Source organism: Paracidovorax wautersii (assembly GCF_900113035.1).
Classification (GTDB): Bacteria; Pseudomonadota; Gammaproteobacteria; order Burkholderiales; family Burkholderiaceae_C; genus Paracidovorax; species Paracidovorax wautersii.
This window is the reverse complement of the sequence record NZ_FONX01000001.1, coordinates 378,966-402,101: the sequence shown is the minus strand read 5'-3', so window position 1 is coordinate 402,101 and position 23,136 is coordinate 378,966. Positions and strand designations below refer to the sequence as shown.

Genomic DNA, 23,136 nt, shown 5'->3' with positions numbered 1-23,136 from the left:
ACATGGGTGCTTCCGTCGTCGTCAAAGACCTGTGCATCACCGCAGGCGACCAGACCCTGGTCGATGCGCTGAGCTTTTCCATCCAGCCCGGCGAAGTGCTGGCGCTCATCGGTGAATCGGGCTCCGGCAAGACCACCACCGCGCTCGCGCTGATGGGCTACGCCCGCAGCGGCTGCGCCATCTCGGGCGGCAGCGTGCGCATCGGCGATGTCGATGTGCTGCACCTCTCGCCCGCCCAGCAGCGTGCGCTGCGCGGGCGCACCGTGGCCTACATCGCGCAGAGCGCGGCCGCCTCGTTCAACCCCTCGCGCACGATCATGGACCAGGTGGTCGAGCCCACCAGCATCCACGGCACCATGTCCCGCGCCGCGGCCGAGGCCAAGGCCGTGGAGCTGTTCCGCGAACTCGCGCTGCCCAACCCGGAAACCATCGGCGAGCGCTACCCGCACCAGGTCTCGGGCGGGCAGCTGCAGCGGCTGATGGCGGCCATGGCGCTCATCACCGACCCGGACCTGGTGATCCTCGACGAGCCCACCACCGCGCTGGACGTGACCACGCAGATCGAAGTGCTGCGTGCCTTCCGCCGCGTGGTGCGCGAACGCCGCGCCACCGCCGTCTATGTGAGCCACGACCTGGCCGTGGTGGCGCAGATGGCCGACCACATCCTGGTGCTGCGCGGCGGCAAGCTGCAGGAGATCAACCCCACCGGCCGCATCCTGGCCGAGCCCGAGCACGACTACACCCGCCTGCTGCTGGCCGCCGCCCGGCCCGCGCCGCGCGCGGCCGAGCACTGCCGGGGCGAGGGCGAGCTGCTCCTGGACGTGCGCGAACTCTCGGCCGGCTACGGCCCGGTCGATGCGAACGGCCGGCCCGCGGCGCTGATCCTGGAAGACATCAACTTCAAGCTCTACCGCGGCCAGGCCATCGGCGTGATCGGCGAATCGGGCTCGGGCAAGACCACGCTGGCGCGCGCCATCGCGGGTCTCATCAAGCCCTGCCAGGGCACCATGCTGTTCGCCAATTCCGAGCTGCGGCCCGAGCTGCGCGAGCGCAGCAAGGAAGAGCTGCGCCGCATCCAGATCGTGTTCCAGATGGCCGACACGGCGCTCAACCCGTCGCAGACCATCGAACGCATCCTGGCGCGGCCGCTGCAGTTCTACAAGGGCCTCAAGGGCGAGGCGCTGCAGCGCCGCATCCGCGAGCTGCTCGACCTGGTCAAGCTGCCGCACGCCGTGGCCGGGCGCCTGCCCGGCGGCCTCTCGGGCGGGCAGAAACAGCGCGTGAACCTGGCGCGCGCGCTGGCGGCCGACCCCGACCTGATCCTGTGCGACGAGGTGACCTCCGCGCTGGACACCGTGGTGGGCGCGGCCGTGCTCGACCTGATGGCCGAGCTGCGGCGAGAGCTGGGCGTTTCCTACCTCTTCATCAGCCACGACCTGCACACCGTGCGTTCGGTCTGCGACGAGATCGTGGTGATGCAGCACGGCCGCAAGCTGGCCCAGGTGGCGCGCGCCGACTACGACCGCGGCCCGCACCATCCGTACTACGAGCTGCTCGCGCGCTCGGTGCCCGAACTGCGCCAGGGCTGGCTGGAAGAGCGCGACAGCGCTGCGGCCCCCATAGCGGCCTGACCTCCTCATCCCTTTAAGGAACCTCCATGAATCCCATCTTCCGTATCGCAGTCATCGCCGGCGACGGCATCGGCAAGGAGGTCATGCCCGAAGGGATGCGCGTGATCCAGGCCGCCGCCGAACGCTTCGGCTTCGAGCTGGAATGCCACACCATCGAATGGGCGAGCTGCGACTACTACGCCGCGCACGGCCAGATGATGCCGGACGACTGGAAGGCCCAGCTCAAGGGCTTCGATGCGATCTACTTCGGCGCCGTGGGCTGGCCGGCCACCGTGCCCGACCACGTCTCGCTCTGGGGCTCGCTGCTGAAGTTCCGCCGCGAGTTCGACCAGTACATCAACCTGCGCCCCGTGCGCCTCTTCGAAGGCGTGCCCTGCCCGCTGGCAGGCCGCAAGCCCGGCGACATCGACTACTTCGTCGTGCGCGAGAACACCGAAGGCGAATACACGTCGCTGGGCGGCATCATGTACGAGGGCACCGACCGCGAGATCGTGATCCAGGAATCGGTCTATTCGCGCAAGGGCGCCGAGCGGCTGCTGAAGTTCGCCTTCGACCTGGCCCAGAGCCGCGCCAGGAAGCACGTGACCCTCGCCACCAAGAGCAACGGCATCGCCATCAGCATGCCCTGGTGGGACCAGCGCGCCGACGCCGTCGCACAGGACTACCCCGAGGTGACGCTGGACAAGCAGCACATCGACATCCTCACCGCGCGCTTCGTGCTGCAGCCCGGGCGCTTCGACGTGGTGGCCGCCACCAACCTCTTCGGCGACATCCTCTCGGACCTGGGGCCGGCGACCACCGGCACCATCGGCCTGGCACCGTCGGCCAACCTCAACCCCGAGCGCACGTTCCCCAGCCTGTTCGAACCGGTGCACGGCTCGGCGCCGGACATCTACGGCAAGAACATCGCCAACCCGATCGCCATGATCTGGTCGGGGGCGCTGATGCTGGACTTCCTCACGCAGGGCCAGGGCGCGGGGCGCCAGGCGCACGACGCCATCGTGGCGGCGATCGAGGAGGTGATCAAGAGCGGGCCGCGCACGCCGGATCTGGGCGGCACGGCCAATACCACCCAGGTCGGCGAGGCCATCGCGGCCCTGGTCGCGGCGGCCTGAGCCACCGGCCCCATCTGGCCCATCTGCCCAGATTGCTATGTTTTCTATAGCTGATGGCGCTTGAAATACAAGCGCTGTCAGCCCTTTTCACTTGAGAAGCACCATGTCCCTGACCCTCACCCGCACCGATCTGATTCGTAGCGCCAACTTCATCGCCGGCCAGTGGCAGCCCGGCCCCGCCGGCGCACTGCTGCCCGTGACCAACCCGGCCACCGGCGCCGTCATCACCCACGTGCCGGACTCCGGCGCGGCCGAAGCCCGTGCCGCGCTCGACGCCGCCCACGCCGCCTTCCCCAGCTGGCGCCAGGTGCCCGCCAAGCAGCGCGCGGCCATCATCAAGCGCTGGAACGACCTGGTCGTGGCCCACACCGAAGACCTGGGCCGGCTGATCTCCATGGAGCAGGGCAAGCCCCTGGCCGAAGGCAAGGGCGAAGTCGCCTATGCCGCCAGCTACATCGAATGGTTCGGCGAAGAAGCCACGCGCATGAACGGCGAGATCATTCCCGCGCCCGTGCCGGGCCGCCGCATGTTCGCGCTCAAGGAACCCGTGGGCGTGGTCGCCGCCATCACGCCGTGGAACTTCCCCGCCGCCATGATCGCCCGCAAGATCGCCCCGGCCCTGGCCGCCGGCTGCACGGTGGTCTGCAAGCCCGCCGAAGACACGCCGCTCACGTCGCTCGCCCTGGTGCTGCTGGCCCATGAGGCGGGCGTGCCCGCCGGCGTGCTGAACATCGTCACCGCCTCGCGCCAGAAGACGCCCGAAGTCGCCGACGTGTGGCTGGACGACGGCCGCGTGCGCAAGATCACCTTCACCGGCTCCACGCCCGTGGGCAAGCACCTGGCGCAGCGCTCGGCCGCCACGCTCAAGAAGCTCTCGCTGGAGCTGGGCGGCAACGCACCCTTCATCGTGTTCGACGATGCCGACGTGGACGCCGCCGTCGATGGCTTCATGGCCGCCAAGTTCCGCAACGGCGGCCAGACCTGCGTGAGCCCGAACCGCGTGTTCGTGCACGCCTCGGTGTACGACGCCTTCGCCACCAAGCTGGCGGCCCGCGTGAGCGCGCTGAAGGTGGGCCCCGCCAGCGACCCGGCCTCGCAGATCGGCCCCATGATCAACGACCGCGCCGTCGAGAAGATCGAGCGCCACATCAACGACGCAGTCGCCAAGGGCGCCAAGGTGCTGGCCGGCGGCAAGCGCCTGACCGAGCTGGGCCCGAACTACTACGCCCCCACGGTGCTGGCCGGCGCCAATGCCGAGATGGCCTGCGCCTGCGAAGAGACCTTCGGCCCCGTGGCACCGCTCACCGTGTTCAACGACGAGGCCGAGGTGATCGCCGCGGCCAACGACACGCCCTTCGGCCTCGCCGCCTACTTCTACAGCCAGAACGTGCGCCGCATCTGGCGCGTGGCGGGCCTGCTGGAAACCGGCATCGTCGGCATCAACGAAGGCGCGCTGGCCGCCGAAGCCGCACCCTTCGGCGGCGTGAAGGAATCGGGCTACGGCCGCGAGGGCTCGACCCACGGCCTGGACGACTACCTGCACACCAAGTACCTCTGCCAGGGCCAGCTGGACTGAGCTGAGGGTTTGATTGAACCGGGCCTCGGCTCGGGCTATGAAGCCTGCCCGCTGCCGGGTTCGCTCGGGCCCATGGCCGTGGCAGGAAGGCTTGGTGGGCTGGCAGCTTCAGGCTGCAGTGCCTGGGGCATGGCGCCGTCCGAGCGGTCCGGGCCCTTGTCGGTGCCGGTGCCGGGCTGGCCGCCCTCATCGTCAGGCGCCCTACATCGCGACCAGTTCGCCCGAAAGATAGAGCCCCGTTCCGAAGACCGCATGCGTCATCAGGCTGCGCAGGCGGTTCCTCCACGGCGTGGGCGTCTTCGACGCCGCGAACCCTGCGCCCAACGCGGGCTGCATGACGCACATCGGCACGAGGACGGTCGCCAGGCCCACTGCCACTGCAGGCCCCCAGGTCGGGGCGTGCAGCCAGCCCCAGCCCTGCACGGCCACCAGCAGCGCCGCGAAAGCGATGCCGGTGGCGTAGTGAACCGCCCAGCCCAGCGGCCGTTCGCCCGCTACCGGCGCCGCTTTGCCGATGCCCGCATGCGCGAACCTGCCCTGGCGCATATGCCCCACCCAGCGCCCGACCAGGGCGTAGTCGAGCGTGGGCACGCCCAGGCGCCTGAGGGCCAGCGACCACACATCCATGACGGCGGTGGCGCCGATCCCGATCAGCACCACTTTTGCCACATCCATCCATGCCATACCTACTCCTTTGCGATGGTCTTCACCGAATGGCCGAAGGCATGGTAGAAGTTGAAGTCAACTTCAAGTCAAGGGGTCGCCGATGGATATTTCCGAAGTCGCCAGGCGCAGCGGCGTGCCAGCTTCCACCCTGCGGTTCTACGAGAAGAAGGGGCTCATCGCGGCCACCCGTGCGGCCGGTGGCCGGCGGCACTTCGCGCCAGACGTGCTCGATCAGCTCGCGCTGATCGCCCTGGGCCAGGCCGGGAGCCTCTCGCTGGACGAAATCCAAGCCATGCTCTCGCCCGGTGGTGCCGTGCAGGTGGATCGCGCGCTGCTCTCGGCGAAGGCCGACGCAATCGACGCGACCATAAAGCGTCTCCGCGCGATGAGCCAGGGGCTGCGCCATGCCGCTGCATGCCCCGCGCCGAGCCATGCGCAATGCCCGACATTCCAGCGGCTGCTCAAGGTGGCGGCCGCAGGACGGATGAAGCCCGCCGCGGCAGTGCCGAAGGTGTCCGGGCGCCGTTCGCAAGCCCTGAGTTGAGCTGGCGGCCATTCCGAATCAAGGCACACAAGGCGCCAGGGCCTCGGGTGCGCTGCATGCCGTTCGGGTCGCTATCCCTTGGCCTGCGGCGCCTTGCCTTCGCAGCCGTTGAACAGGTCGAGCTGGGGCTTGTACACCCCCGTCTGCACATCCAGCAGGCCCAGCACCGAGTGGAAATAGTTGTCGTGCGTGATGTGCTTGTCGCCCATGGCCGAGCGCATGCAGGCCGTGGTCAGGCCGCGGCGCTGCTCCATGGCGGGCGAGACCCAGGTGATCCAGGCCACGTGCTTTTGCACGTCGGGCGCGATGGAGTAGGGCATGCCGTGCAGGTAGATGTTGTTCTCGCCCAGCGATTCGCCGTGGTCGGCCACGTAGATCATCGAGGTCTGCGCGGTGTCGGCATGCGACTGCAGCCAGCGGATGGTTTCGTTCAGGAAGTAGTCGGTTTCCACGATGCTGTTGTCGTAGGCGTTCCAGAGTTCTTCCTTGCTGCATTCCTGCAGGTTGACCGACTTGCATTCGGGCTGGAACGGCTTGCGGTCCGGCGCGGAGCGGCGGAAATACGCGGGGCCGTGGCTGCCGATCTGGTGCAGCACCACCACCGTGCCGCGGGCGCGCTGTTCGGCGGGCAGGGCGGCGATGCGCTTGTCCAGGTCCTTGAGCATCACCATGTCCAGGCATTCGCCGTCGGGGCACAGGCCCGGCACGTTGGCGGACGACGTGTTGGTCTCGCCGATGCGGTCGCACACGCCCTTGCAGCCGCCCTGGTTGTCCACCCACAGCACGGCCAGGCCCGCATGGTGCAGCACGTCGATCAGGCTTTCGTAGCGGCCCTTGCGCGATTCGTAGGCTTCCTTGCCCAGGTGCGAATACATGCACGGCACCGAGGTGGCGGTGCTGGTGCCGCAGGACCAGGCATCGCGGGCCGTCACCAGGTCGTCGCGTGCGGACAGCAGCGGCGTGGTGGGCCGGCCGTAGCCGTTGAGCGCGAAGTTGCCGCTGCGGCCCGTCTCGCCCAGCACCAGCACCAGCAGCGGCGGCTTGGCCTGCGCGGTGTAGCTCGCGCCCAGGCGGGCGTCGGCGCCCACGGGCTGCAGCGGGCCGCGGTCCTGCCGGAAGGGCTGGGCCGCCAGGTTGCCCACGGCGTAGAAGCTGTTGAGCGGGTTGATCATGTAGCGCAGCTGCGTGTGGTTGCGCATGGTGGAGGCGAAGGGCTGGAACACCCACAGCAGCATCAGCGCGGCCACCGCCGTGCTGCCCACGATCAGCAGCACCTGGTGCAGGGCCAGGCGCAGCCACGAGAGCCGCGTGACCCGCTGGCGCAGCAGCCACCAGATGGCGGGCACCGACAGCGCCGCCACGGTGATGGGCAGGCGCGGCGTGAAGAGGCTGGTGGCTTCGCGCGCGTCGGTCTGCAGCACGTTGGCCAGCATGCTGGCGTCGATCACGATGCCGTAGGCCAGCATGAAGTAGGCCCCGAAGGCCGCTGCCAGCACCGCGAAGATCAGCACCGGCTTGACGGCGCGGCCCCAGGCCAGCAGGGCCAGCACGGCGGCGGTGCCGGCGGCCACGATGACCATGAAGGCGGCCAGGAAGCCCGCGCGCTGCAGGCTCATGCCGCCCGGCAGGTCGATCACGGCGCGCCACAGGGGCAGGTTGCAGGCCGTGGCCAGCCACAGGCTGATCAGCACGATCAGGCGGGCGGGGTGGACGGTGGGGGAGGAGGCTGCAGGAGCTGCATTGCCGTTGCGCGACGAAGCGGGCACGGCCGATTGCAGCGCGAGAAAAGGCGGTATCAGGCGCATGGGGCGCGATTGTCGTGCCGGGCGCTTAACTCTGCATTAAGAATCTTTTGACTTTTTGTGAGCGAGTGGGCCATGGGCCTGCTGCCTCTTTCCAGAAATCAGGCCTGATGTGCCGCCAGCGCTTGATATGCCTTGGTGTTTTGCTATCAAATGAATAGCTTTTTGCCCGCGGATGCAGGGCCCGCGCGCCGCCCTGCAGCCCATGGCGCCGGCACCGCCGCCAGGGCCCTCGGGAGGGCGCGGGGACGGCAGCCGCAGGCGCTCATTCGGGGGGCATCCGGATGTCGAGCGTCAGGTGCAGGCCCTCGGTCTTTCCGTACCGGCGGATGCGGCCGATCATGTCGGCCGACAGCACGTGGCCGGCCGAGAGCAGCAGCACGCCTTCCTTGGACAGCAGATCCTTGCCCAGGGTCATGCCGGGTATCAGGTCGTCGGGGGCGATGGGCTCCAGGCGCACGGGCTTGGGCTTTTCCTCCAGGGTGACGTGCAGGAAGACGTCCAGCACCTCGGGGTCGAACTGGGTGCCGCGCCCGCGCTGCAGCAGGGTGCGGGCTTCGGCCTCGGTCAGCGCCGCGCCGCTCAGGTGCCCGTGCGTGAGGTCATCATAGGTGTCCACCACGGCCAGGATGCGCGCGCCCAGCTCGATGTCCGCGCCCTTGAGCTGTTCCGGAAAGCCGGTGCCGTCGAAGCGCTCGTGGTGCGAGCGGATCAGCGCCGCCACGGCCTGGTGGTCGTCCAGCGCCATGAACGACTGGGCGCCCAGCAGGGGGTGGCGCTGGTAGAGCGCCATGTCCTGCGCTGAGAGCTTGGCCACGGGCGTGCTCAGGATGCTGTCGGGCAGGGCCATGAAGCCCACGTCGTGCAGCAGGCTGGCCACGAACACGTCCTGCACGGAATCTTCGGGCATGCCCATGGCGGTGGCCACCTTGCGCGCCAGGTGGGCGCAGCGCTTGCCGTGCCCGGCCAGCACGCCGCTGCGCAGCTCCATGAGGTTGGAGAAGATCTTGATGCTGGTGAGGTAGTTGCGCCGCAGCCGTTCGTTGGCCTCACGCAGCTCCGTGGTGCGCTCCTGCACGCGCAGCTCCAGCCCGGTGTTGAGGCTGCGCAGCTCCTCGTTCTGCGACTGGGTCAGCGCCTGCAGCGCGTCGCGCTCGCGCTCCAGCAGGCGGCGCTCGGCGGCCTGGCGCACCGTGAGGCGCAGCTCGTTCTCTTCCCAGGGCTTGTGGATGTAGCGGTAGATCTGCCCTTCGTTGATGGCCGCGATGGTGGCCTTCATGTCGGCATAGCCGGTGAGCAGGATGCGCGAGGTGGCCGGCCAGCGCGCCCGCACCCGTGCGAGCAACTCGGCCCCGTCCATGCCGGGCATGCGCATGTCGCTCACCACCACGTCCACCGGGTGCTGCTCCAGCAGTTCCAGCGCTTCGGCGCCGCTGCCGGCCTGCAGCACCTTGCAGTCTTCGGAGCGCAGCACGCGCTTGAGGGCCGAGAGGATGCTCGGTTCGTCATCGACGCACAGCACCGTCCAGGCTGCGCCGGGGGGCGGGGCGGCCGCGGTCGCTGCAGGTACGGAGGCTTCCGAATCGGGCTGGCCCGCTTGCGGTGCGGCGGGGGGGAGTGTGGTCGTGTCCATGGCGGTTGCGCGGGGTTCGGTGGTGTCTCGGGTGCTGGCGCTGGCGGCGGTGATGGTCCGTTCGCTGCCGCAGGGCTGCACTCAATGGGTTTCGGCTTGCGGCGACGGGGCGTGATGGATGGGGATGGTGACCCGGAACCGCGTGCCCACGCCCAGCTCGCTGCTCACCTCCATGCGCCCCCCGTGCTTTTGCACGATGCCGTAGGACAGCGACAGGCCCAGCCCCGTGCCCTTGCCCACCGGCTTGGTGGTGAAGAAGGGGTCGAAGATGCGCTGCAGGTTCTCGGGCGCGATGCCGGCGCCGGTGTCGGCCACTTCCACCCAGACGTTGGCGCCCTCCACCCCGGTGCTGATGGTGATGGTGCCGCGCTCGGCCGTGATGGCGTGCGCGGCGTTGACCAGCAGGTTCATGAAGACCTGGTTCATCTCCGAGGGCAGGCACTGCACCTCGGGCAGGGGGCCGTAGTGCTTGACCACGTCGGCCTTGTACTTGATCTCGTTGTTGACGATGTTGAGCGTGGAGTCGATGCCCGCGTGCAGGTCCACGCCCTCCCATTCCTGGCGGGCGTCCACGCGGGAGAAGTCCTTGAGGTCCTGCACGATCTTGCGCACCCGCTGGATGCCGTCGCGGGATTCGCCCATCAGGTTCGGGATGTCTTCCTTGAGGTACTTGATGTCCAGCTCGGCCTTGAGCTGGCGGATGCGCGCCAGCGCGTTGCCTTCGCCGATATGGGCCTCGGCCTCCTCGTAGGCGTCCAGCATCTGGAAGAGGTCGTCCAGGTATTGCTCCAGCGTGCCGAAGTTCGAGAAGATGAAGCCGATGGGGTTGTTGATCTCGTGCGCCACGCCGGCGGCCAGCTGCCCGATGGAGGCCAGCTTTTCCGACTGGATGAGCTTGCTCTGCGCATCCGAGAGCTTGCTGTTGAGCTCCTTGAGGTCGTTGTTGGCCTTGAGCAGATCGCCCGCGATGGAGCGGATCTGCTCGTCCGACATTTCCGCCAGCTTCGCGGCATGGACCGGCGTGGAAAGGGCGAGGGATGTCATGTCGTCGTCTCCTTCGAGAGGCTGAGCAGGGACTGCAGTTCGTTGAATTCGCTCTCTATGCGGGCGAACAGGGCCGGCAGGTCGCCCTCGCGCAGGTTCAGCCGGTCCCAGGCCATGGGGTCCACGTCGGGCACGGCCTCGGTGGCGGCGCCGGCCACGTCCAGCGCGTGGGTGATGGCGTCGGCGGCGTGGACCACGTCGATCAGCGACACCGGGCCGGCCGGCGGCGGGCGGTGGTGGCCGGCGATCGCTTCCACGATGTCGCTGCCGAAGCGCCAGTGGCGGCACACCCATTCGCCGAGTTCCGTGTGCTCTATGCCCAGCAGCAGGTACTCGGCTTCGCGGTGCGATAGATCGTTCTGCTCGGCCCAGGCGATGGCCTGGGCCGCTTCCTCGGGGTAGTGGCTATCGACCACCAGGCGGCCTACGTCGTGCAGCAGGCCGGCGGTGAAGGCCGCTGCGCTGTCCAGCCCCGCCAGCAGGGCCAGATGGCGCGATGCGACGGCGCAGCCGATGGAGTGGCGCCAGAGCGCATCCATGTGCAGCGACTGGCCGTGGAGCTTGTCGAAGTGCATGGTGAGCGCCGCCGCGATCACCAGGCCGCCGAGCTGGCGCAGGCCCAGGATGTTGATCGCATCACGCACCGAGCCGATGCGCCCCGAGAGGCCGTAGAGCGGCGAATTGGCCAGCTGCAGCACCTTGACGGACAGGGCCTGGTCCAGCCGCAGGGTGTTGGAGATGACCTCGATCGGCACTTCCTGCTGCCGCAGCAGCTGCATCAGTTCCTGCACCACGGTGGGCAGGGACGGCAGCGAGCGGATGTCGCGGGCCAGAGCTTCGCGGTCCAGCGCGAGGGGGGCGGGAATGCTGGTCATGGAAGCGGTACCTCCCGATAGATGAACAGCGCCTTCTTCAGCACGTGGGGATGCTGCAGGCTGCGGCGGAAGAGGTAGTGCAGGCGCTGGGCGCGGGCCTGCACGGCCGCCGCATCGCCGGTGTCGGCTGCGGGCGGTGGTGCGTCGGCGGCGGTGATCGCTTCCACGGCTGCCTCACGGCCGCTGCCGGGATGCTCCGGCGGGAGGGGGAGGATGGTGGTGTTCATGGCCCGTGTCCTTGTCTGCGCGGTGAGGCGGCGTGGTGCTGGCGGGGTGCGCAGGTGTTCATCCCCGCTCCGCCGCCGGGTTTGCGGATGCGGGCGGAGCGGCGGCGGGGAGTGCGGGGGCGGCGGAGGCCGGGCCCTCCGCTCGGTGCGGTGGGCGGTGGCGCTGCGTCAGCACCACCAGCAGCCCGCGTGGCGCGGCGTCGCCCAGGGCGCGCACCTTCATGCTCCAGTGCGCGCCCTGCCAGTGCAGGGGCGGGGCCTTCGCATCGGGCAGGCCGGCGGGCAGGCCTGCGTCCGGCAGGGGAATGTCTTGCTGCAGCACCGCCGCCGCGGCCTCTCCCAGCAGCGGGGTGGCGAGGCCCAGGGTGCGCTGCGCTTCCTGGTTGGCCAGCACGATGGTGCCGTCCGGGTCGATGCCCAGCAGGGGCACGGGCAGCTGTTCCACCATGTCGCGCACCGCGTCGGCGCGGGCGCTTTCCTGGTCGATCTGCTGCTGCTGCGAGCCCAGCACCCGTTCCAGCCGTTCGTTGGCGGCCGCCAGGGCTTCGCTGGCGGTGATCACTTCGGAGGCCAGGCGCTTGTTCTCGTCGGCCATCTCCTTGTGGGCGAAGGCTTCCTGCACATGCACCAGCAGGCGCTCGTCGTCCCAGGGCTTGGTCAGGAAGCGGTAGATGGCGCCTTCGTTCACCGCATCGGTGATGGATTGCAGCTCGGTGTAGCCGGACAGCACCATGCGCACGGTGTCGGGGTACAGCTCTTTGGCCCGGCGCAGGAACTCCACCCCCGTCATGCCCGGCATGCGCTGGTCGGACAGCACCACGTCCACCTCGTATTCGGCCATGCGCTGCAGCCCTTCGGCCCCGCTGCCGGCGGTGGCGATGCGGTAGCCCTCGCGCCGGAAGAGGCGGCGCAGGGCCGAGACGATGTTGGGCTCGTCGTCCACCAGCAGCAGCGTGCGCTCGCGCCGGCGGGTGAGGAGGTTCTCGGGCAGGCGCACCTTGCCGGCCAGCATCTGCGCCAGGCCCTGGGCGTCCACGGGCTCGGCCAGCACGGGGCCCTGCATGCGGTCGCAGCCGTTGGCGATCAGCAGCGTGAGCTGGCCGGTGGTTTCCACGCCGTCGGCCAGCACCTTCATCTGCAGGCTGTGCGCCATGTTGATGATGGCGCGGGTGAGCGAGACATCGCCCGTGGCCGCGGTCACGTCGGGCACGCAGGAGCGATGGACCTTGATCACGTCCACCGGCAGGCTGCGCAGCAGGCCCAGGTTGGTGAAGCCGGCGCCGAAGTCGCCCAGCGAGATCTCCAGGCCCAGGCCGCGCAGCTGGGTCAGCGTGCGCAGCAGGGCGGGCGAGGCGTTGATGAGCGCCTGTTCGCTGATCTCGACGCTCAGCGCCTGGGGCGCCAGCCCGTTGCTGGAGAGAGACCTGCGCAGCTTGTCCACCACGTCGGGCTGCTGCAGCTCCAGCAGCGAGACGCGCAGCGACAGCCGGGGCACGCGCACGCCGGCCTGTTCCCAGGCGCGCAGCTGGCGGCAGGCGGCGTCGCGCTTCCAGTCGCCCAGCATCACGATCAGGCCGGTCTGCATGGCCACGGGCGTGAATTCGCTGTTGGGCACTTCGCCGAGTTCCTGGCTGTGCCAGCGCAGCACGAGCTGCATGCCCGCGATGTCGCCGGTGGTCAGATCGGCCTGCAGCTGGTAGCTGAGCGTCAGCTCGTTGCGCTCCACCGCATGGCGCAGGCCCGATTCGATGGCCAGCCTGCGCAGGGCCATGGTGCGCGTCGCGGGGGTGTACACGGCCACCTGCTCGCCGCTGGCATCGATGCCCATGCGCGCGGTCTGCGCGGCCTCCAGCAGGCCGCCGGCATCGCCCGCGTCTTCCGGAAAGCGGGCCACTCCCACGCGCGCGCCCGGCACGATCTCGACCGAGCCCAGGCGCTCGGCCTTGGACAGGGCCTGCACCACCTCGCGGGCCTGCCGGAACCCCTGAGGGTCGGGCTGGCTGTTGTCCGGGCTGAGCAAAATGGCGAACTCGCCCCCGTCCAGCCGGGCCACGGCGTCCCCCGGCCCGGCCAGGCTGCACAGGCGTGCCGCCACGGCCATGGCCATGGCGTCGCCCGCGCCGTAGCCCATGGCCTGCTTGAGCTGCTCGACCTGATCGATCTGGATGGACAGCAGCAGGAAGGGCTGGGGGTCCCACTTGGCGCTGTGCACGGCGGCATCGATGCGGTCCAGCAGCTGGGTGCGGTTGGCGAGCCCGGTCACCTCGTCATGGTTGGCCAGCTCCTGGATGCGCTGCTCGGCCTCGCGCTGGGCGGTGATGTCCTGGATGATGAGGTAGCCGTGGCGGCGGCCCGAGGGGTCCGTTTCCACCATGCCGCGCTGCAGCACCTCGAGCCGCGTGCCGTCGGCGCGCACCAGCCGGTGCTGGAATTCGAAGGGCTCATCGGGCAGGGCCCCGCGCCAGATGGAGGCCGCGTAGCCCCGCTCCTTGGCGGGCAGCCAGCGCAGCAGGCGCCAGCTGGGCCGGGCATCGGGATGGAAGGGCTGGCCGAGCAGGGCGTGCAGGCCCTTCGAAAGCACGGCCTTGCCACCATCCAGATCGAGCTCCGCGGAGCCGCTGCGCCCCATGGTTTCGGTCTGCTCCAGCATGCGGGCGCGCCATTGCGACGAGAACGCGATCTGCGCCCGCTGCGGGTCGTCCACCAGGGTGATGAGTTCGGCGCGCTCGCCCAGGGCGGGGAGCTGCCGGGAATAGGCCCGGCCGTTGAAGACCGCGCCGCCGGAGTCGGTGCTGCTCACATGCCGCTGGCTGCGGCCGATGCCCTGCAGCTGCGGCCACAGCGCCGGCCATTGCTGCTGCAGCCAGCTGGCGGGGCGCTCCGCATCGTCGGCGCCGGCGCCCAGCAGTTCTGCGAAGCGCGCGTTGATGAGCTGAGGGGCGCCGCCCACCATCAGGCACAGGCCCATCGGGGTCGCATCGAAGATCTGCCGCTTCAGGATGTCCACCTCGGCTGGGGACAGCATGGCGGCAGGCGCTCCTGGAGCCGTGGAGGTGCTGGTCGGCGCGGAGGGGATCGGTGTCATGCGTTCCTTTCCGGGGCATCCTGCCTGGAGCGAAGGGGCGGGGCGCTTGGGCGCTCCGCTGGTCTCCATTATGGGGATCGGGTTCCGTCATGCAAACATATTTATCATTTAATTTATTTAAATTGATATGTTTGATTTTAGAGGGACCGATGGAAGCCGGTCATGGACCGAGCTTCCGTCTCCACCGTAGCGCAATGGGCTCCCGGCCGCATCGGTTAAGACACCAACCTGCGGCGCATGTGATGGAGCGATCAACCGCTGGCCCCGAGCGTTCGTTCTGGCGAGCCGTTGGGCCGCCGCCATGAAAAAAGGGCTGCACCCATCATCGGTGCAGCCCTTGTGCAGGGGAAGGCTGTTGCAGTCAGCCTGCCAGGCCCAGCTGCCGCGCATGGTGGCGCAGGTGGTCTTCCATGAAGCTCTGGATGAAATAGTAGCCGTGGTCGTAGCCCGCCTGCCGGCGCAGCGTGAGCGGCTGGCCGATGGCGGCGCAGGCCGCCTCGAACAGGTGCGGGTGCAGCTGCTCGGCCAGGAATTTGTCGTCCAGGCCCTGGTCGATCAGGATGCCGGCCGGGTAGGGTGCGATAGGCTGGTTCTCCATCAGCACGGTGGCGTCATGCTCGCCCCAGGCCGTGCGGTCCGAGCCCAGGTAGCCGGTGAAGGCCTTTTCGCCCCAGGGGCAGCGCGTGGGCGCGCAGATGGGCGCGAAGGCCGAGAGCGAGCGGAACATGCCCGGGTGCCGCAGCGCCAGCGTGAGCGCGCCGTGCCCGCCCATCGAATGGCCGAAGAGGCCCAGGCGCTGCAGGTCGATGGGCTGGTGCTGCCCGAGCAGGGGCAGCAGCTCGGCCGTGAGGTAGCTTTCCATGCGCCAGTGGGTGCGCCAGGGCTGCTGCGTCGCGTCGAGATAGAAGCCCGCGCCGATGCCGAAGTCCCAGCTGGCGGTGGCGCCTTCCAGCGCCTCCACCGCTGCGCCGCGCGGGCTGGTGTCGGGCGCGATGAGCGCCACGCCCAGTTCGGCCGCGAGCCGCTGCGCGCCGGCCTTGACCGTGAAGGTCTCTTCGTTGCAGGTCAGGCCCGCCAGGTAGAGCAGGGCGGGCACGGGGCCTTGCCCGGCCTGCGGCGGCAGGTAGAGGGCGAGCTTCATCGGCAGGCCGATCTCGCGCGAGTCATGCTGCAGAAAAAGCTGCCGGCCGCCGAAGCTGGCGTGGCTGGAGAGCGTCTGGAAAGGCGCGGTGCTGGTCATGGCGGGTTCCGTGCGGGTGCGCGTCGGCTCAGTAATGCACCACCGAGCGGATCGACTTGCCTTCGTGCATCAGGTCGAAGGCTTCGTTGATTTCCGGCAGCGGCATGGTGTGCGTGACGAAGGGCTCCAGCTGGATGCGGCCGGCCATGGCGTCTTCGACCATGCCGGGCAGCTCGCTGCGGCCCTTGACGCCGCCGAAGGCCGTGCCCAGCCACTTGCGGCCGGTGACCAGCTGGAAGGGGCGGGTGGAGATTTCCTGGCCCGCGCCCGCCACGCCGATGATGACCGACTGGCCCCAGCCGCGGTGCGCGCATTCGAGCGCGGCGCGCATCACGTTGACGTTGCCGATGCACTCGAAGCTGTGGTCCACGCCCCAGGTGGTCATCTCCACGATCACCTGCTGGATGGGCTTGTCGTGGTCCTTGGGGTTGACGCAGTCGGTGGCGCCGAAGGTGCGCGCCAGGTCGAACTTGGAGGGGTTGGTGTCCACCGCGATGATGCGGCCGGCCTTGGCCAGCTTGGCGCCCTGGATCACCGCCAGGCCGATGCCGCCCAGGCCGAACACGGCGACCGTGTCGCCTTCCTGGACCTTGGCGGTGTTCTTGACCGCGCCCAGGCCGGTCGTCACGCCGCAGCCCAGCAGGCAGACCTGCTCGGGGTTGGCGTCGGGGCTGATCTTGGCGAGCGAGACCTCGGCCACCACGGTGTATTCGCTGAAGGTGGAGCAGCCCATGTAGTGGTAGATGGGCTGGCCGTTGTACGAAAAGCGCGTGGTGCCGTCGGGCATCACGCCCTTGCCCTGAGTGGCGCGCACGGACACGCAGAGGTTGGTCTTGCCGCTCTTGCAGAAGAGGCACTCGCCGCATTCGGCGGTGTAGAGCGGAATGACGTGGTCGCCGGGCTTGACGCTGGTGACGCCTTCGCCCACTTCCACCACGATGCCGGCGCCTTCATGGCCCAGCACCACGGGGAAGAGGCCTTCCGGGTCATCGCCCGACAGCGTGAAGGCGTCGGTGTGGCACACGCCGGTGTGGGTGATGCGGATCAGCACTTCGCCCTTCTGCGGCGGGGCGACGTCGATTTCCACGATCTGCAGGGGTTCTCCGGCCTTGAAGGCCACGGCGGCTTTGGATTTCATGGGGGTGTGTTCTTTCACGAAAAGGGGTGGGCGGGGCCGTAGAAGGCGCGTCAGGCCTGCACTGTAGGCCATGGCGGCGCGGGGCGGCGGGGTCATGTCCGCCGCCCCTGCCGTTATGTCCGAATCTGAGGGGTGATGGCTGCGCCGGACGTGCCGCCCGTGCCCGAACCCCTATAGTGCCGCCTTTTCCGGCTTTCCTTTTCCCTGCTCCATGGACCATCACCACGACAGCGCCCACCGCGTCGATCTCGTCATCTATCCCGGTTTCAAGGCGCTGGAGGCCATCGGCCCCATGTCGGTGTTCGACTATGCCAACGTCCACCTGCGCCGGCATGGCCGGCCCGATGGCTACGAGGTGCGCGTGGTCGCGGCCCAGGCCGGCCCCGTGCCGTCCGACACGCTGATGTCGCTGACCGCCACGCGCACCCTGTCCGAGGTGGAGCAGGACGGCACGGGCTGCACCGTGCTGCTGGTCGGCTCGCGCCACATCGAGCAGGTGCTGGCCGCCTCGCCCGATCTGGTGGCCTGGACGGCGCGGGTCGCGCCCCGGGTGGCACGCCTGATCGCGCTGTGCTCGGGCAGCTTCTTCCTGGCGGCGGCGGGGCTGCTCGATGGCCGGCGCGCCGCCACCCACTGGGGCGTGGCGGGCCTGCTGCGCCAGCGCTACCCGGCCATCGACGTGGATCCGGACGCGATCTACGTGCGCGACGGCGCGCTCTGGACATCGGCTGGCGTCACGGCCGGCATCGACCTGGCCCTGGCGGTGGTGGAAGAGGACTTCGGCCATGAGCTGGCGCTGGAGGTGGCGCGCGATCTGGTCATGTACCTCAAGCGCCCGGGCGGGCAGTCGCAGTTCAGCGTCCAGCTGGCCAGCCAGGCCACGGGGCACCGCGACATCCAGGCCGTGCAGAACTGGGTGCTGGAGCATCTGCACGAGCCCATGCCGCTCGCCGCGCTGGCCGGGCGCGCGGCGATGAGCGAGCGCCACTTCCGCCGCGTGTTCGTGCAGGAAACCGGGCAGACGCCCACGGCCTTCGTGGAATCGGCCCGGCTGGAGGGCGCCCGCCGCCTGCTGGAGTCGCATGCCGGCCTGCCGCTCAAGACCGTGGCCGCGCGCGTGGGCATGGGCTCGGAGCAGGCGCTGCGGCATCTCTTCGTGCGGCACCTGGGCATCACGCCGCAGGCCTACCGCGAGCGCTTCGGCGGGCCTGTGCGGCGCTGAGGGGCATCGCCCAAGGGCGGGGCGCGGTAGCGGCTCCCGTGCAGCCCGCTTTCGGCTAGGGCTCGCGGCAAGAAAAAAGCCCGCAGGCGGGGCCTGCGGGCTTTGTAGGGTCTGCGGACCCCGGCGCGTGTGCGCCGGGTGTGCCGATCAGCGCTTGGCCAGGGGCTGCACGTCGCGGCGCTCGGAGCCCACGAACAGCTGGCGGGGACGGCCGATCTTGTACTCGGGGTCGCCGATCATTTCGTTGAGCTGGGCGATCCAGCCCACGGTCCGTGCCAGGGCGAAGATGCCGGTGAACAGGTTCACCGGGATGCCGATGGCGCGCTGCACGATGCCGGAGTAGAAGTCCACGTTCGGGTACAGCTTGCGCGACACGAAGTATTCGTCTTCCAGGGCGATCTTTTCCAGTTCCTTGGCCAGCTTGAACAGCGGGTCGTTTTCCAGGCCCAGCTCGGCCAGCACTTCGTTGCAGGTTTCCTGCATGAGCTTGGCGCGGGGGTCGTAGTTCTTGTACACGCGGTGACCGAAGCCCATCAGCTTGACGCCGGAGTTCTTGTCCTTGACCTGCTTGATGAACTCGCCGATCTTTTCCACGCCGCCCTGGGCCTGGATGTCGTGCAGCATGTTCAGGGCCGCTTCGTTGGCGCCGCCGTGGGCGGGGCCCCAGAGGCAGGCCACGCCGGCCGCGATGGCCGCGAACGGGTTGGTGCCCGACGAGCCGCACAGGCGCACCGTGGAGGTGGAGGCGTTCTGCTCGTGGTCTGCGTGCAGGATGAAGATGCGGTCCAGCGCGCGTTCGAGCACGGGGTTGACCTTGTACTCTTCGCAGGGCGTGCCGAACATCATGCGCAGGAAGTTGCCGGCATAGCTCAGGTTGTTCTGCGGGTACATGTAGGGCTGGCCCACGCCGTACTTGTAGGCCATGGCGACCAGCGTCGGCATCTTGGCGATCAGGCGGATGGCCGAGATCTCGCGATGCTGCGGATTGTTGATGTCCGTGCTGTCGTGATAGAAGGCCGACAGGGCACCCACCAGGCCGGTCAGCACGGCCATGGGGTGGGCATCGCGGCGGAAGCCGCGCAGGAAGAACTGCATCTGTTCGTTGACCATCGTGTGCTGAGTCACGCTGTCATTGAACTGCTGCTTCTGCGTGGCGTCAGGCAGTTCGCCGTTCAGCAGCAGGTAGCAGGTTTCCAGGTAGTCGCAGTTGGTGGCCAGTTGCTCGATGGGGTAGCCGCGGTACAGCAGCTCGCCCTTGTCGCCATCGATGTAGGTGATGGACGACTGGCACGATGCCGTCGAAAGGAAACCGGGGTCATACGTGAACATGCCCGTCTGCGCGTACAGCTTGCGGATGTCCACGACGTCGGGGCCGATGCTGCCCTGGTACACCGGGAGCTCCACGCTGGGGCTCCCATTGCTGAACGATAGCGTTGCCTTGTTGTCTGCCAGTTTCATTTCAGGTTCCTTCTGTTGTTAGCCCGCAAGCGCAGGAGGGGGTGCCGACACCCGGGGGCGCAGCTGTTCAAGCACGGTCTTGATGTTCGGCGTGTCCAGTTCGCCTGACAGTTCCTTGCGCCGCAGCAGCAGGTCCAGCAGGTCGTTGTCGGGCAGATCCATCAAGGTCGTGAGACCTTGCGCCTGGCTGGCAGTCAGGCGCGAGCCGTAGGTGACGAAGAACTGTTCGATGAACAGATCGTTCTCCACCAGACCGCGGCGGCAGCGCCACTTGAGCTTGGCTGCCTCGCGTTCATCCAGCAATTCTTCGGACATCTCAGGACGATCAGATGGCGCGACGCACCATCAGTTCCTTGATCTTGCCGATGGCCTTCGTGGGGTTCAGGCCCTTGGGGCAGACGTCCACGCAGTTCATGATCGTGTGGCAACGGAAGAGACGGTAGGGGTCTTCCAGGTTGTCCAGGCGCTCGCCCGTGGCTTCGTCGCGGCTGTCGGCGATGAAGCGGTAGGCCTGCAGCAGGCCGGCGGGGCCCACGAACTTGTCGGGGTTCCACCAGAAGCTGGGGCAGCTGGTCGAGCAGCTGGCGCACAGGATGCACTCGTAGAGGCCGTTGAGCTCGTCACGTTCCTCGGGCGACTGCAGGCGCTCCTTCTCGGGCGTCAGGCCTTCGGTGATCAGGTAGGGCTTGATCGAGTGGTACTGCTTGAAGAACTGCGTCATGTCCACGATCAGGTCGCGGATCACCGGCAGGCCGGGCAGCGGCTTGAGCACGATGGTGCCCTTGAGCGTGTTCATGTTCGTGAGGCACGCCAGGCCGTTCTTGCCGTTGATGTTCATCGCGTCCGAGCCGCAGACGCCTTCGCGGCAGGAGCGGCGGAAGGAGATGGACGGGTCCTGCGCCTTGAGCTTGACCAGGGCGTCCAGCAGCATGCGTTCGTGGCCGTCGAGTTCGATCTCCACGGTCTGCATGTAGGGCTTGGCGTCCTTGTCCGGGTCGTAGCGGTAGATTTGAAAGGTGCGCTTCATGGTGTTGTTCTCTCGTGGGACTGCGGGTCTTAGAACGTGCGGACCTTGGGAGGCACGCTGTCCACCGTCAGGGGCTTGAGGTTGACCGGCTTGTAGGTCAGGCTGTTGTCAGCGCTGTGCCACAGCGTGTGCTTCATCCATTCCTTGTCGTTGCGGCCCAGCGGGAACTCGGCGTGATCGGCCGGGTGCTCGTAGTCATAGACCGTGTGCGCGCCGCGGCATTCCTTGCGGGCAGCGGCCGACGTCATCGTGGCCTGGGCCACTTCGATGAGGTTGTCCACTTCCAGCGCTTCCATGCGGGCGGTGTTCCAGACCTTGGACTTGTCCTTGAGCGAGACGCTGCCCACGCGGTCGCGGATCGCGTTGATCTTGACCACGCCTTCGTCCATGCTGGCCTGCGTGCGGAACACGCCTGCGTGCTGTTGCATGCCGGAGCGGATGTCGTTGGCGATGTTCTGGGCGTACTCGCCGCCGGTGGATTCCTGCAGCTGGTTCAGGCGCGTCAGCGTGCGTTCGGCTCCGTCTGCCGGCAGCGGCTTGCGCTCGCCCGAGCCCTTGACGAATTCGACGATGTGCTTGCCGGCGGACTTGCCGAACACCAGCAGGTCCAGCAGCGAGTTGGTGCCCAGGCGGTTGGCGCCGTGCACCGAGACGCAGGAGCATTCGCCCACCGCGTAGAGGCCGTTCACCACCTGGTTCTGCACGCCGTCATGCACGACCACCTGGCCGTTGATGTTGGTCGGGATGCCGCCCATCTGGTAGTGGATGGTGGGCACCACGGGGATCGGTTCCTTGGTGATGTCCACGTTGGCGAAGTTGTGGCCGATCTCTTCCACCGAAGGCAGGCGCTTGCGGATGGTGTCGGCACCCAGGTGGTCCAGCTTCATCAGGATGTAGTCCTTGTTGGGACCGCAGCCGCGACCTTCCTTGATTTCCTGGTCCATCGAGCGCGAGACGAAGTCGCGCGGTGCCAGATCCTTCAGCGTGGGCGCGTAGCGCTCCATGAAGCGTTCGCCGTTGCTGTTGAGCAGGATGGCGCCTTCGCCGCGGCAGCCTTCGGTCAGCAGCACGCCCGCGCCGGCCACGCCGGTGGGGTGGAACTGCCAGAACTCCATGTCCTGCAGCGGGATGCCGGCGCGAGCCGCCATGCCCAGGCCGTCACCGGTGTTGATGAAGGCGTTGGTCGAAGCCGCGAAGATGCGGCCTGCGCCACCCGTGGCCAGCAGCACGGCCTTGGCCTGCAGCTGGTAGAGCTCGCCGGTTTCGAGTTCGAGGGCGGTCACGCCCACGACGTCGCCCTGGCTGTTGCGGATCAGGTCCAGCGCCATCCACTCGACGAAGAAGTTCGTCTTGGACTTGACGTTCTGCTGGTAGAGCGTGTGCAGCATGGCGTGGCCGGTACGGTCGGCCGCGGCGCAGGCGCGCTGCACGGGCTTTTCGCCGTAGTTGGCCGTGTGGCCGCCGAAGGGGCGCTGGTAGATCGTACCGTCGGGGTTGCGGTCGAACGGCATGCCGAAGTGTTCCAGCTCGATCACGACGTTGGGCGCTTCGCGGCACATGAACTCGATGGCGTCCTGGTCACCCAGCCAGTCGGAGCCCTTGATGGTGTCGTAGAAGTGGTAGTGCCAGTTGTCCTCGCTCATGTTGCCGAGCGAGGCCGACACGCCGCCCTGCGCCGCCACGGTGTGCGAGCGGGTGGGGAAGACCTTGGAGAGCGAGGCCACGTTCAGGCCCGCGCGCGAGAGTTCCAGCGCGGCACGCATGCCGGAGCCGCCCGCGCCGACGATGACGACGTCGAAGCTGCGGGTGGTGATGTTCGCTTTGGTGTAGCTCATTGTTGTTTGCCTTCAGTCGCGGGGTATTGCTGTCACAGACGCCAGAGGACCTGGATCCCCCATCCGGCGCAGCCGATCAGCCAGAAGATGCTGGCCGCTTGCAGTGCGAGGCGCAGGCCGACGGGCTTGACGTAGTCCATCCAGATGTCGCGCACGCCGACCCAGGCATGCCATGCCAGGGCGACGATGACGGCCAGCGTGAGCACCTTCATCCATTGAGCGGAGAAGATGCTGGCCCAGCGGTCGTAGCCGATGGGGCCGGAGGTGAAGATGACCTGCACCAGCAGGACGATGGTGAACAGAGCCATCAGGCAGGCCGTCACGCGCTGGCTGAGCCAGTCGCGCATGCCGTAGTGGGCACCGACCACGGTGCGCTTGGAGCCGTAATTCACGGACATGGTGTGTTTTCCTTCAATCGTGTGTGGGGGGCTGATGCGTGGCGCTCGGCCGGATCAGTACAGGCCGAAGAGCTTGGCGCCGAGGATGACCGTCAGGCCGGTGCCCAGAGCCAGGGTGACGACGGCGGTGGTCTTGCCGGTCTGCTTGTTGACGGCCGAGTGGCTCACGTCCATCCAGAGGTGGCGCAGGCCCGCGATGAAGTGGTGCAGATAGGCCCAGAGCAGCGCCAGCGTGAGCAGCTTGACCAGCCAGCCCGGCACGAAGCCGATGCCTGCCGTGAAGGCGGAGGTGAAGCGTGCGAACGAGATCTCGGAGGACACCGAGGTGTCGAACATCCAGAGCACGAAGGGCAGCAGCACGAACATGATGGCGCCGCTGATGCGGTGCAGGATCGACACGATGCCGGCGGGAGGCAGGCGGTAGGTCGGCAGGTCCTTCAGTGCGTTGATGTTGCGGAATTCGGGCCGTTTCTTGGCAAGCTCGGTCATGGCAGGTGGGCTTTCGTGGGTGTAACTGCGTTGTAATTGCGCATCGCAAACAACTCAAAATTCTATTGCAATGCAACAAGAGGTCCAGTCCGTGGGACTGCGTATTTTCCGGCGTGCTGCGTTGCCGAAGA

General features: G+C 68.1%; 20 protein-coding genes. 5 read left to right on the top strand and 15 right to left on the bottom strand.

Going from position 1 to position 23,136, the window contains the following annotated elements:
* The first annotated feature begins 2 nt into the window (after window positions 1-2).
* From BM070_RS01705 to BM070_RS01695, 3 genes are all read left to right on the top strand, one after another.
* A complete protein-coding gene (locus tag BM070_RS01705) occupies window positions 3-1,631 on the top strand; it encodes an ABC transporter ATP-binding protein (protein WP_092936953.1) in 1,629 nt (542 codons plus the stop codon).
* A 26-nt stretch (window positions 1,632-1,657) separates the two neighbouring features.
* Window positions 1,658-2,746, top strand: a complete 1,089-nt coding sequence (locus BM070_RS01700; RefSeq protein WP_092936951.1) for a tartrate dehydrogenase — start codon at window positions 1,658-1,660, stop codon at window positions 2,744-2,746.
* Window positions 2,747-2,849: 103 nt separating this feature from the next.
* On the top strand, window positions 2,850-4,322 hold the full coding sequence (locus BM070_RS01695) for an NAD-dependent succinate-semialdehyde dehydrogenase (protein WP_092936949.1): 1,473 nt from the start codon (window positions 2,850-2,852) through the stop codon (window positions 4,320-4,322).
* A 201-nt stretch (window positions 4,323-4,523) separates the two neighbouring features.
* Here BM070_RS01695 and BM070_RS01690 read toward each other — a convergent pair whose 3' ends face one another.
* Window positions 4,524-5,006, bottom strand: a complete 483-nt coding sequence (locus tag BM070_RS01690; protein ID WP_092936947.1) for a DUF2938 domain-containing protein — start codon at window positions 5,004-5,006, stop codon at window positions 4,524-4,526.
* Window positions 5,007-5,088: 82 nt separating this feature from the next.
* Here BM070_RS01690 and BM070_RS01685 point away from each other — a divergent pair, with 82 nt between their 5' ends.
* The gene (locus tag BM070_RS01685) at window positions 5,089-5,532 is read left to right on the top strand and encodes a helix-turn-helix domain-containing protein (protein WP_092936945.1); all 444 of its coding nucleotides are present in this window, start codon (window positions 5,089-5,091) and stop codon (window positions 5,530-5,532) included.
* Window positions 5,533-5,603: 71 nt separating this feature from the next.
* Here BM070_RS01685 and BM070_RS01680 read toward each other — a convergent pair whose 3' ends face one another.
* The 8 genes from BM070_RS01680 to BM070_RS01645 all read right to left on the bottom strand — a co-directional run bounded on the left by BM070_RS01680 (window position 5,604) and on the right by BM070_RS01645 (window position 16,576).
* The gene (locus BM070_RS01680) at window positions 5,604-7,337 is read right to left on the bottom strand and encodes a phosphoethanolamine transferase (protein ID WP_092936943.1); all 1,734 of its coding nucleotides are present in this window, start codon (window positions 7,335-7,337) and stop codon (window positions 5,604-5,606) included.
* A 262-nt stretch (window positions 7,338-7,599) separates the two neighbouring features.
* The gene (nosR, locus tag BM070_RS01675; protein ID WP_092937299.1) at window positions 7,600-8,967 is read right to left on the bottom strand and encodes a response regulator c-di-GMP phosphodiesterase, NosR family; all 1,368 of its coding nucleotides are present in this window, start codon (window positions 8,965-8,967) and stop codon (window positions 7,600-7,602) included.
* Between the two features lie 81 nt (window positions 8,968-9,048).
* The gene (locus BM070_RS01670; RefSeq protein WP_217648923.1) at window positions 9,049-10,011 is read right to left on the bottom strand and encodes an ATP-binding protein; all 963 of its coding nucleotides are present in this window, start codon (window positions 10,009-10,011) and stop codon (window positions 9,049-9,051) included.
* Window positions 10,008-10,886, bottom strand: coding sequence for an HDOD domain-containing protein (locus tag BM070_RS24995; RefSeq protein WP_092936939.1), 879 nt, complete (start codon window positions 10,884-10,886; stop codon window positions 10,008-10,010). Before BM070_RS24995 ends, BM070_RS01670 begins: the two co-directional genes overlap by 4 nt.
* A complete protein-coding gene (locus BM070_RS01660; protein ID WP_092936937.1) occupies window positions 10,883-11,113 on the bottom strand; it encodes a hypothetical protein in 231 nt (76 codons plus the stop codon). Before BM070_RS01660 ends, BM070_RS24995 begins: the two co-directional genes overlap by 4 nt.
* Before the next feature lie 58 nt (window positions 11,114-11,171).
* A complete protein-coding gene (locus BM070_RS01655) occupies window positions 11,172-14,198 on the bottom strand; it encodes an EAL domain-containing protein (RefSeq protein ID WP_175518388.1) in 3,027 nt (1,008 codons plus the stop codon).
* A 361-nt stretch (window positions 14,199-14,559) separates the two neighbouring features.
* Entirely contained in the window at window positions 14,560-15,438 is an 879-nt protein-coding gene (gene fghA, locus BM070_RS01650) for an S-formylglutathione hydrolase (RefSeq protein ID WP_092936933.1), read from the bottom strand.
* Window positions 15,439-15,466: 28 nt separating this feature from the next.
* Window positions 15,467-16,576, bottom strand: a complete 1,110-nt coding sequence (locus BM070_RS01645; RefSeq protein WP_092936931.1) for an S-(hydroxymethyl)glutathione dehydrogenase/class III alcohol dehydrogenase — start codon at window positions 16,574-16,576, stop codon at window positions 15,467-15,469.
* Between the two features lie 211 nt (window positions 16,577-16,787).
* Here BM070_RS01645 and BM070_RS01640 point away from each other — a divergent pair, with 211 nt between their 5' ends.
* Window positions 16,788-17,798, top strand: coding sequence for a GlxA family transcriptional regulator (locus BM070_RS01640; RefSeq protein ID WP_092936929.1), 1,011 nt, complete (start codon window positions 16,788-16,790; stop codon window positions 17,796-17,798).
* A gap of 147 nt (window positions 17,799-17,945) precedes the next feature.
* On the opposite strand, the gene BM070_RS01635 is transcribed toward BM070_RS01640, so the two are convergent.
* Genes BM070_RS01635 through sdhC form a run of 6 tightly spaced genes read right to left on the bottom strand, consistent with a single transcriptional unit; the run spans window position 17,946 to window position 23,005 of the window.
* Entirely contained in the window at window positions 17,946-19,256 is a 1,311-nt protein-coding gene (locus BM070_RS01635) for a citrate synthase (protein WP_092936927.1), read from the bottom strand.
* Window positions 19,257-19,274: 18 nt separating this feature from the next.
* Window positions 19,275-19,571 (bottom strand): FAD assembly factor SdhE, encoded by a 297-nt coding sequence (locus BM070_RS01630; RefSeq protein ID WP_092936925.1) that lies wholly within the window; start codon window positions 19,569-19,571, stop codon window positions 19,275-19,277.
* Between the two features lie 10 nt (window positions 19,572-19,581).
* On the bottom strand, window positions 19,582-20,283 hold the full coding sequence (locus BM070_RS01625; RefSeq protein ID WP_092936923.1) for a succinate dehydrogenase iron-sulfur subunit: 702 nt from the start codon (window positions 20,281-20,283) through the stop codon (window positions 19,582-19,584).
* Window positions 20,284-20,312: 29 nt separating this feature from the next.
* Window positions 20,313-22,118 carry a succinate dehydrogenase flavoprotein subunit gene (sdhA, locus tag BM070_RS01620; protein WP_092936921.1) on the bottom strand — a complete coding sequence of 602 codons (1,806 nt, stop codon included), beginning with the start codon at window positions 22,116-22,118 and terminating at the stop codon, window positions 20,313-20,315.
* Between the two features lie 32 nt (window positions 22,119-22,150).
* Window positions 22,151-22,516: a succinate dehydrogenase, hydrophobic membrane anchor protein gene (sdhD, locus tag BM070_RS01615; protein ID WP_092936920.1), complete on the bottom strand. Its 366-nt coding sequence runs from the start codon at window positions 22,514-22,516 to the stop codon at window positions 22,151-22,153.
* Between the two features lie 54 nt (window positions 22,517-22,570).
* Entirely contained in the window at window positions 22,571-23,005 is a 435-nt protein-coding gene (sdhC, locus tag BM070_RS01610) for a succinate dehydrogenase, cytochrome b556 subunit (protein ID WP_092936918.1), read from the bottom strand.
* Window positions 23,006-23,136: the final 131 nt, after the last annotated feature.